Source organism: Kitasatospora sp. NPDC097643 (assembly GCF_040302625.1).
Lineage (GTDB): Bacteria > Actinomycetota > Actinomycetes > Streptomycetales > Streptomycetaceae > Kitasatospora.
Genome location: NZ_JBEOSA010000082.1, coordinates 23638 through 33350, shown reverse-complemented (window position 1 = coordinate 33350; position 9713 = coordinate 23638). Strand labels below are relative to the sequence as shown.

The following is a 9713-nucleotide window of genomic DNA, read 5'->3' as shown; positions in this document are numbered from 1 at the left end:
CCGCGCCGGCGGGCTCGGGCACCGTACAGGTGACCGTGACCACCCCCGGCGGCACCAGCAACAGCCTCGCCTACACCTACACCGCCCCACCGGTGATCTAGGGCCTCCGCCGCCGCTTCCGGGAGCGGCGGCGGACATCGGAATCCCGTCCATGACGGGATTCCGACGAACAGTGAGCTCCGACAGCAGACGCTGTCGGAGCTCACTGTTCTCGTTCCGCCGGCTCATCCCCTCGCACGGACCGGCGGCCGGCCGCCGTCCTACAGGTAGGTGTAGGAGGCGCCGTTGCTGACCCCGGCGGGCGTGGTCACCGTGACGGGGACGACCCCGGACCCGGGCGGGGAGACCGCCAGGATGGCTCCGTCGCCCAGCACGGTGAAGTTCGAGGCGGGGGTGGCGCCGAACAGGACCACCGTCGCGCCGGACAGGCCGTGGCCCACGATGAGGACGGGCAGGCCACCCGTGGCCAGGCCGACCGGCGGCACGAGCGCGAGGATGGTCGGCGGGGTCGGTTCCTGGTAGGTGTAGCTGAGGTTGTTGCTGGTGCCGGAGGGCGTGATCACCGTGACCGGGACGGTCCCGACCCCGGGCGGGGCGACGGCCGTGATGGCGCCGTCGAACTGGACGGTGTAGCTGAGCGCGGGGGTGGCGCCGAACAGGACCGCCGTGGTTCCGGTCAGTCCGGTGCCGACGAGGAGCACGGGGCTACCCCCGGTCGCCGGACCCTGCGAGGGGACGAGTGCGAGGAGAATCGGGGACATAGGATTCCTCTTTTCCGTCTTCCGAACGCCCGACAAGGCCATTGCGGCCGAGTCGGCGAGGCGTTTTTCCTCACGGTAGGTTCGGGCGCCATCGGGTGGCAATAGGGAATTCGATAAGGGCGGGAGCATGACGCCGGATCGGGGCGCACAATTTTTTCGACGCCTCGCCGAGTGGAGCCGGTAGCGACCGAGGACTTGCCATTGGGTATTTTTGGTGAGCGCGGACAAGTGGCTTCCCGGGTGCCCGTCGAGGAGTTCTAGAGAATCCGATCCGGAATCATGGCGAGGGCGCTCGGAAACTGGGGAGATCGTATGCGAAAATCGACCCCACGAACCCTCTGACCTGCTGTTATGTTCGCGGGCATGGCGCGGCGCGGAGAGCGTGGTGAAGTATTCGTACTTATCCTTGCCGGCGATTCCTGATCGGGGCTTTGTTCAGATGAAATCACGGCTTCCGGGGCGTCCCCTGCGATCTGCGGCCCGCGGTGCAGGTGCGCCCCTCGTGCACTTCATGCGCTGTTGGGATTCCTGGGTTAACCGGCCTCCCCTGGGGGTATTCAGGGTGTACGCCGCCAGCCCGGCAGCTTGATCGTCCTCGAAGAATTATTTCCGCGTTTTCGAATGGGAAGGTGAGTGTCGTGTCCCACTGCCTGCTCGTCTTCCTCAAGGGCGGCCCGAGCGACATTCCTGAGATTCAGGAAGTGAGATCCGGGAGCATCGAGAGCCGGCTGACGATCCCCCGCGGGAACGGCTATGAGCACTTCGAGATCACGCAGGACTTCGCGGACGTCGGGGGCGTGCTGATGCCCGTCTACCAGTGGTCGTACCGGACCGCCATCGCCGAGTAGGTGCGCCCGCCACCGTCTCCCCGCCACCGTCTCCCCGGCACCGGACGCCGGGCCCCGGGAGCCGCACACCCACGCGGCGCCGTCCCGCATCACCCCACCCCACACTCCGAGGTGAGCAATGACCAGCGACCGTCCCGTACGAGTACGGACAGAGCATCCGCCCCGCACCTCCGGGGACGCGTCGTGAGCGGGCTCTCCGGCGCGCGCGCACGGGGCGGCGCCGGCGGGCGGGACACCCTGGTCACCGGCATGGGGTTCTGCCTGCCGGGCGAGGAGCAGCCGCTGTTCACCGCGGGCGAGGTCTGGGACGTGGCCTCCACCGGCCGCTCGTGCCTGAAGCACCACGGCGTCTACTACGGCTCCGTCGACCTGCCGGACGCAGCGTTCGCGGAGCGGCTGCCCGGGCTGCCGGGCATCTTCTCCCAGCACTACACCAACGCGCACCGCTACGGGCTGGTGTCCCTCGTGGAAGCCTGCTCGGACGCCCAACTGAGCATCCCGGACGGCGACCTCACCAACGCTGCCGTCCTGGTCGGGCGCGGGGGCATCGACGCCAACGTCTCCAGCTACCTCGAGGTGCTGCACGCCGACGCGCGTACCATCACCCCGCAACAGGCGATGGAACTGTTCGTCAGGGCCCAGCAGGGACTCACCCCTTCCGACGTGGCGCTGGTCCAAGGGGCGCTGATGCGTACGACCGGCCCCTGCTTCACCGTCTCGTGCGGCTGCGCGTCCTCCGCCGTCCAGATCGGCAACGCCCGCCGCATGATCGCGGACGGCGACACCGACCTCGCCATCGTCACCGGCGTCGACGTGTTCGGTGTGGACGTGATCCAGAACGTCCAGCGTCTGCTGCACGGCGCCCAGCGCGCCTACGACTCCATCCGCGTCGACGGCATGCCCGAGCTCCTCCCGGCCTTCGACCGGGTCATGAGGCCCTACGACCGGCGGGCCGACTGCGTGAACCACGGGGAGGGATCGGTGACCCTGGTGCTGGAGAGCCGCGACCACGCCCAGCAGCGCGGGGCGTACACCTACGGCCAGGTCCTGTCGCACGGCATGACCCGTGACGGCCTGTCCAATCCGCTCGCCAGCGACGAGAACGGCGCCTCGCTGGTCGCCGCCATCCGCAAGTGCCTCGGCGACCGGTGGGACATCGGCCAGGTCCCCTACATCCACGGCGGAAGCGACGGCGACGTCGTGGTGACCGCGTTCGAGGCGAACGCCGCCAGGCAGCTCTACGGCGACGCCGTCGGAGACCTCCTGATGACCTCCCAGGAAGCGTGCTTCGGCCACAACGGCGCCCCGGCGGGAGCCCTGGGCGTCGCCCTGACCCTCCTGATGCTGGAGCAGGGGGAGGTGTGCCCCACCGCGAACTGCGAGGAGCCGGCCGACAACATCTGCTTCGACCCCGTCCCGGGCCGCCGCACCCGGCACCTGGAGTTCGACTACGCACTGACCTGTAACTACCAGATCGGAGGCGTCAAGAGCGCGATCCTGCTGGGCAGCTCGGACGTCGACTGACCCCGGCATCCGCCGACCGCACCGCCGGACGGCGAGCTCCCGACCCCCGTCCGCGCAAGCGCGTAGGAGAGCATGTGATGGGCCACGCAGAAAACCTGAGAGCCGCTGACGGGCGCATCGCCGTCGTCGGCATGGGATGCCGGCTTCCCCGCGACATCGACTCGCCCGCCGCGCTGTGGCGGCTGCTCGAAGCCGGCCAGGACGCGGTCGGCGAACCGCCGATAGGCCGCGCGGGGCACATGGCCGCGGTCCCGGCCCACGCCGCCGGGCCGATGCCGCCGTGGGGGGGATACCTCGGCGACGTCGCCGGCTTCGACGCCGATTTCTTCGGGGTCTCGGGCAAGGAGGCCGACGTCCTGGACCCCCAGCACCGGCTGCTCCTCGAAGTGACGTGGGAGGCACTCGAACACGCCGGACTCCCCCCGGAGCGGCTGGCGGGGACCTCCACGGGGCTGTTCTCGGGCCTGAGCTACACCGACTACATGGAGTCCCTCGCCGGCCAGCCCCGGGAACTCGAGGGCGCGGTCCTGACCAACGGGCACTGCGTCGCCCCGGGGCGCATCTCCTACCTGCTGGGCCTACAGGGCCCGTGCGTGGCACTGGACACCGCGTGCTCGTCCTCGCTCGTGGCGGTCCACCTGGCCTGCCAGGCCCTGCGCGACGGCGAGTGCGATCTCGCGCTGGCCGGCGGCGTCACCCTCATGCTCGGCGCCAGGACGACGATGTCCTTCGCCCGGATGGGGATGCTCTCGCCCACCGGCCGGTGCCGGACCTTCGACGCGGCCGCGGACGGCTTCGTCCGCGGCGAGGGCTGCGGCGTCGTCGTCCTCAAGCGCCTCGAGGACGCACTACGGGACGACGACCGCGTCCTGGCCCTGGTCCGCGGCTCGGCCGTCAACCAGGACGGCCGCTCCGACGTCCTGGCCTCGCCCTCCGCCGAGGCCCAGCAGGCCCTCTACCGCCAGGCCCTCGTCCGGGCCGGAACCGACCCGCGCGACGTGGGCCTGGTGGAGACGCACGGCACCGGCACACCCGTCGGCGACCCCGTCGAGTTCTCCAGCCTGGCCGCGGTCTACGGCGTGGGACAGGGGCGCTGCGCGCTGGGTTCGGTGAAGACGAACGTGGGCCACCTGGAACCGGCGGCCGGCGTCATCGGCCTGATCAAGACGGTGCTCTGCCTCCGGCGCGGGCTCGTCCCGCCCAACCTGCACTTCACCCGGTGGAACCCGGCCATCAGCGCCGAGGGCACCCGCCTGTTCGTCCCCACCGGCCTGTCCGCCTGGCCCACCCGGACGGGCTCGCGACTGGCCGCGGTGTCCTCCTTCGGCTTCTCCGGGACCAACGCCCACGTGGTCCTCGAACAGGCCCCGACCCGCCGCCGCACCGCCGCCCCCGCCGACGCACCGCCGACGCGGGCGCAGGCCACCCCGCCCCACGTCCTCCTCCTCGCCGCCGGCTCCCCGGACGCACTGCCCGCCGCCGCCGCGCGCCTGGCCCGCTGGCTGGAGACCGAGGGAGCCGCCACCCCCCTGCGCGACATCGCCCACACCCTCGCCCTGCGCCGCTCCCCCGGGCGCGGCCGACTCGGCGTGGTGGCCGGCTCCCACCGCGACCTGACGCACGCCCTGCGCTCCTTCGAAGCCGGCCGGGCCCACCCCGGCGTCGTACGCGGCCACGTGGGCGCGGGCGTCAGCCGCCGTCCCGTCTGGGTGTTCTCCGGCCAGGGCTCGCAGTGGCAGGGCATGGGGCACGGCCTGCTCCACCACGAGCCGGCCTTCGCCAAGGCCCTCGCCGAAGCCGATGCGCTGATCAGCGCCGAAACCGGGTTCTCCGTCCTGCGGGCCGTCCGCGACCGCGAGCACATCAGCGGCTGCGGCCGCGTGCAACCCGCGCTGTTCGCCATGCAGGTCGCCCTGGCCGCCGCCTGGCGCGACCACGGGGTCGAACCGGCCGCCGTCATCGGCCATTCCATGGGCGAAGTGGCGGCCGCCGTCACCGCCGGAGCGCTCACCCTGGCCGACGGCGTCCGCGTCATCTGCCGGCGGTCCGCCCTCCTCACCCGCATCGCCGGAGCCGGCGCCATGGCGAGCGTCGGCCTCGACCGCGCGACCGTCGAGAACGACCTCGCCGCCCTCGGCGACGGCACGGTGTCCGTCGCCGTCGTCGCCGCGCCCGACTCGACCGTCGTCGCCGGCTCCGCCGCCGCCGTCCGGCACCTGACCACCGCCTGGCAGGCCCGCGGAGCCGTGGCACGCATGATCGACGTCGACGTCGCCTCGCACTGCCCCCAGGTCGACCCGCTGCTCGCGGACCTCGCCGCCGCGCTCGCCGAGCTCACCCCCAGCCGACCGACCGTCCCCTTCTACACCACCGTCCTGGACGACCCCCGCGACACCCCGCTCTTCGACGCCGCCTACTGGTGCGCCAACCTGCGCCGGCCCGTACGCTTCAGCGCCGCCGTGGCCGCGGCCGCCGCCGACCGCCACCAGGTGTACGTCGAGGTCTCGCCGCACGCCGTCGTCACCCGCCCCCTCGCCCAGAGCCTGGCCGGCCTGCTCCACGAGCCCGTGATCCTGCCGACGCTGCGCAAGGGCGAGGACGAACGCACCACCTTCCGCACCCAGCTCGCCGCCCTGCACTGCGCGGGAGTCGGCGTCGACTGGTCCCGCCTCTACGCCGACGGCCGCCTGGCCGACGTACCCGCGCTGACCTTCGACCGCCGACCCCACTGGACCGCCACCACCGCGCCCCCAGCGGCCTCCTCGCACGCCGGAAGCGCGCCCGCGGCCCTGCCGGGGGCACACACCGAGGTGCCCGGCGACCAGCCCCGCCACACCTGGCACGCCGACGCCGGCACCGACGTCCTGCCCTGGATGGCCGACCACCGCGTCCACGGCCAGCCGGTCCTGCCCGGCGCCGCCTACTGCGCCCTGGCCCTGACCGCGGCCGGCGAGGTCTTCCACGGTGCCGCGCACGAGGTCGAAGCGACCGACATCCACTTCCGCGAGCTGCTGCACCTCGACGCCCGCACGCCCGTCGGCACGACCGTCACCCTGACCGGCGCCGACCGCGCCGACTGCGAGGTCTTCGGCCAGGGCGAGGACGGGACCTGGGTACGGCAGGCCACCGCGGTCCTGCGCCGCGTCGACGCCTCCCCCCGGACACCGGCGCTCCCCTTGTCCGCACTGGCCGCCGACCACCCCGTCGTCCTCGATCCGCACGCCCTCTACGCGAGCCTGCGCGCACGGGGCCTGGAGCACGGCCCGGCCTTCACCGGCATCACCGAGCTGCGCGCCTCCGCCCAGAGCGACAGCTTCTGGGCCCGCGTGACGCTGCCGGAGCCGGCCAGCACCGCCCGCCACGGCCTGCGGATCCACCCGGTCCTCCTGGACCTGTGCGCCCAGCTCGTCGTCGCCGGCCTGATCGACGAACCGGGCCACGGCCTGGTACTGCCCGTCGGGATGCGCGCCGTGCGGATTCTCGCAGCCCCCGAGGACGCCTGCTACGCGCACGTCCGGCTCACCCACACCGCCGCGGACAGCATCGTCGGGGACGTGCGGCTGCTGGACGAGGCGGGAAACCCCCTCGTCGAGATCGACGCGCTGCGCTTCGTACGCCACGGCGCCGGGGCCGACGAAAGCGTCGACCGGTGGTTCCTCGAAACCCGCTGGCAGCCCGTGCCGCGCCGGGAGGGCTCCGACCCGGCCGCCCCGGGCCCCTGGCTCGTCATCGGCGAGGCGGACGGATCCGCCCGGACGCTGGCGGACGCCCTCGAGCTCGCCGGAGCCCGCACCGAGGTCCTCGACCTCCCCGTCGACAGCGCCGCCCTCGAGCCGCTCAGGCAGACCGTCGCCCGGCACTGGGACCGCGTGGCCGCACCGTGCGCCGTGGTCCTCCTGTCCGCGCCGTCCGCGCCCGAGGACGACGCCGCCGCGATCGCACTGCGCCGTACCCGCCGCCTGCTCGCCGCCGCGCAGAGCGCGATCGCGCGCGGCACGCCCGCACGCCTGTTCGCCGTCACCCGGTCCGCCCACGATCCGGAGCCGGGGCAGCCCGCGGACCTCGCCCAGAGCGCCCTGCGCGGACTCGTGCGCGTCCTGACGCACGAACACCCGGAGCTGCGGGCGACCCTCATCGACGCCGACCGCGCCGACACCGGCCTGCACGGCCTCGCGGCCGAACTCCTCGCCGACCCTCCCGAGGACGAGATCGCCCTGCGCGGTGACACCCGGCACATCGCCCGGCTGTCCTACACCCCGCTGTCGGAAACCGAACGCGCCACCGCCGTCACCCGCACCGTGCGCTACGGCGCCGACCGCTTCCAGATCCACGCGGGGCGGCTCGGCGACCTCGACGCCCTGCACCTGACCACCACGCCGCGACGTGCTCCCGGCCCCGGCGAGGTCGAACTGCGCCTCCACGCCGCGGGCGTGAACTTCCGCGACGTGCTCACCGCCATGGGCATGCTGGCCACCGACGACGAAGCGGGCTACCGCATCGGCTTCGAAGCCACCGGCGTGGTCACCGCCGTCGGACCGGGCGTCAGGCACGTGTGCGTCGGCGACAGCGTCCTCGCCGCCGACGTGCGGGGCGGCCTCTTCGCGACCTTCACCACCCTGCCCGCCGCCGCCGTCGCCCCCGTCCCGGCGGGCCTGCCCGCCGAGACGGCCGCCGGGCTGCCCATCGCCTACCTCACCGCCTGGTACGCACTGCGCCGCCTCGCCAGGCTCACCGGCGGCGAGCGCGTCCTGATCCACAGCGCCACCGGCGGGACCGGACTGGCCGCGGTCGCGGTCGCGCGGCGCCTGGGCGCCGACGTGCTCGCCACCGCCGGCAGCGAGGAGAAACGCCAGTACCTGCGGGCGATGGGCATCCGGCACGTCATGGACTCCCGCTCGCTGGACTTCGCCGAGCAGACCCGCGCCGCCACCGACGGAGAGGGTGTCGACGTGGTCCTCAACTCCCTCTCCGGGCCCGCCATCAGGGCCGGACTGGAAACGCTGCGCCCCTTCGGCAGGTTCGTCGAGCTGGGTGTGCGCGACATCCTCGCCGACACCCCGCTGGGTCTCGCGCCGCTGCGGCACAACATCACCCTGAGCACGGTCGACCTCGTCGAGCTCCAGCACACCCGCCCGGACACCTTCGCCGAGCTGCTGGGCGAGGTCCTGGCCGAATTCCACCGGGGCACCCTCGCCCAGCTGCCGTGCCGGACCTATCCGCTCGAGCAGGCCTCCGACGCCTTCCGCCTGATGGCCGGCGCCGGGCACATCGGCAAACTGGTCCTGACGGTGCCCGGCGAGGGCCGCACCACCGCCGTACTGCGCGACCCGCCCTCGCCGGTGCGGAAGGACGGCGCCTACATCGTCACCGGAGGCCTGCGCGGCGTCGGCCTCGCCACGGCCCTCTGGCTGGCGGGCCAGGGCGCCGCCCACCTCGTCCTCAACGGACGCACGTCTCCCTCGGCCGACACCGAACGGGTCCTCGCCGGACTGTGCGAACAGGGGACCCGCATCAGCGTCGTGCTCGGAGACATCGCGCAGCCCGGCACCGCCGAGCAGCTGGTGGCCGAGGCCACCGCGGGCGGCGGGACACTGCGCGGCGTCATCCACGCCGCGATGGTCCTCGACGACGCCGCGGTGGCCAACATCACCGACGACCAGCTCGAACGCGTCTGGCATCCCAAGGTCACCGGCGCCTGGCGCCTCCACGAGGCCACCACCGGATCGCCGCTCGACTGGTTCGTCCTGTACTCCTCCATGGCCTCCCTGCTCGGCAACCCGGGCCAGGGCGCCTACTCGGCCGCCAACGCGTGGCTCGACGCGTTCGCCACCTGGCGCACCGCCCTGGACCTGCCCACGCTGGCCGTGAACTGGGGGCCCTGGGGCGAGACCGGGGTCGCCACCGGCTTCGCGGCCCGCGGCTACCAGACCATTCCCACGGCGGAAGGACTCGAGGCCCTGTCGGCGCTCCTGACCCACGGCCGCGTACGCACCGGCGTCATCCCGGGGCCGCCGGACACCTGGATCCCCCCGGCCGGGCGGGCGTCCTCGCTGTTCGCCCTCCTCGCGCCCGAGGCGCCCGGCACCCCCGTACAGGCGCCCGGGCAGGACGCGGCGCGCGACATCCGGGGCGAGCTGGAGGCCGCGGAACCCGGCCTCGCCCGCCGCACGCTCCTCGAGGACTACCTGGCCGAACACATCCGCACCGTGCTCCGGCTGGGGGCCAGCACCCTGGACCCGCAGACCCCGCTGAACGCGCTCGGGTTCGATTCCCTGCTCCGCATCGAGCTGCGCACCCGTCTGGAGGCCGCGCTCGGCGTCAGGCTGGCCGGCGACTTCGTCGCGGGCCACCCCACGCTGGCAGCGCTCGCCGACGGCCTCGCACGGCACATCGGCATCGGCCTGGCCACCGACGCTCCACCGGATCCCCCGGACGGTGCCGCGCCCCGAGCCGTGGACCCCGCCGCGCCCCGCTCGCCGAGGTCGGCCCAGCCGCCGGACGCCACCGCCGGCACCGAACCGCCGAGGAAGAACCCATGAGCCCGCTCCGGGCTGCCGGCGCCGAACCACTGCCGGACCGC

4 protein-coding genes are annotated in these 9713 nt (G+C 73.5%); 3 read left to right on the top strand and 1 reads right to left on the bottom strand.

The window, feature by feature from the left end; genetic code table 11:
• Nucleotides 1–260 precede the first annotated feature (260 nt).
• Nucleotides 261–761: an IPT/TIG domain-containing protein gene (locus ABTY15_RS35130; protein ID WP_350604895.1), complete on the bottom strand. Its 501-nt coding sequence runs from the start codon at nt 759–761 to the stop codon at nt 261–263.
• Between the two features lie 629 nt (nt 762–1390).
• Between ABTY15_RS35130 and ABTY15_RS35125 the strand changes: the two genes are divergently transcribed.
• The 3 genes from ABTY15_RS35125 to ABTY15_RS35115 all read left to right on the top strand — a co-directional run bounded on the left by ABTY15_RS35125 (nt 1391) and on the right by ABTY15_RS35115 (nt 9672).
• Nucleotides 1391–1609, top strand: a complete 219-nt coding sequence (locus ABTY15_RS35125; RefSeq protein WP_350604893.1) for a DUF5988 family protein — start codon at nt 1391–1393, stop codon at nt 1607–1609.
• A 183-nt stretch (nt 1610–1792) separates the two neighbouring features.
• Complete coding sequence (locus ABTY15_RS35120; RefSeq protein ID WP_502893662.1) at nt 1793–3133, top strand: beta-ketoacyl synthase N-terminal-like domain-containing protein; 1341 nt, start codon at nt 1793–1795, stop codon at nt 3131–3133.
• Between the two features lie 77 nt (nt 3134–3210).
• A complete protein-coding gene (locus ABTY15_RS35115; protein WP_350604891.1) occupies nt 3211–9672 on the top strand; it encodes an SDR family NAD(P)-dependent oxidoreductase in 6462 nt (2153 codons plus the stop codon).
• Nucleotides 9673–9713 lie beyond the last annotated feature (41 nt).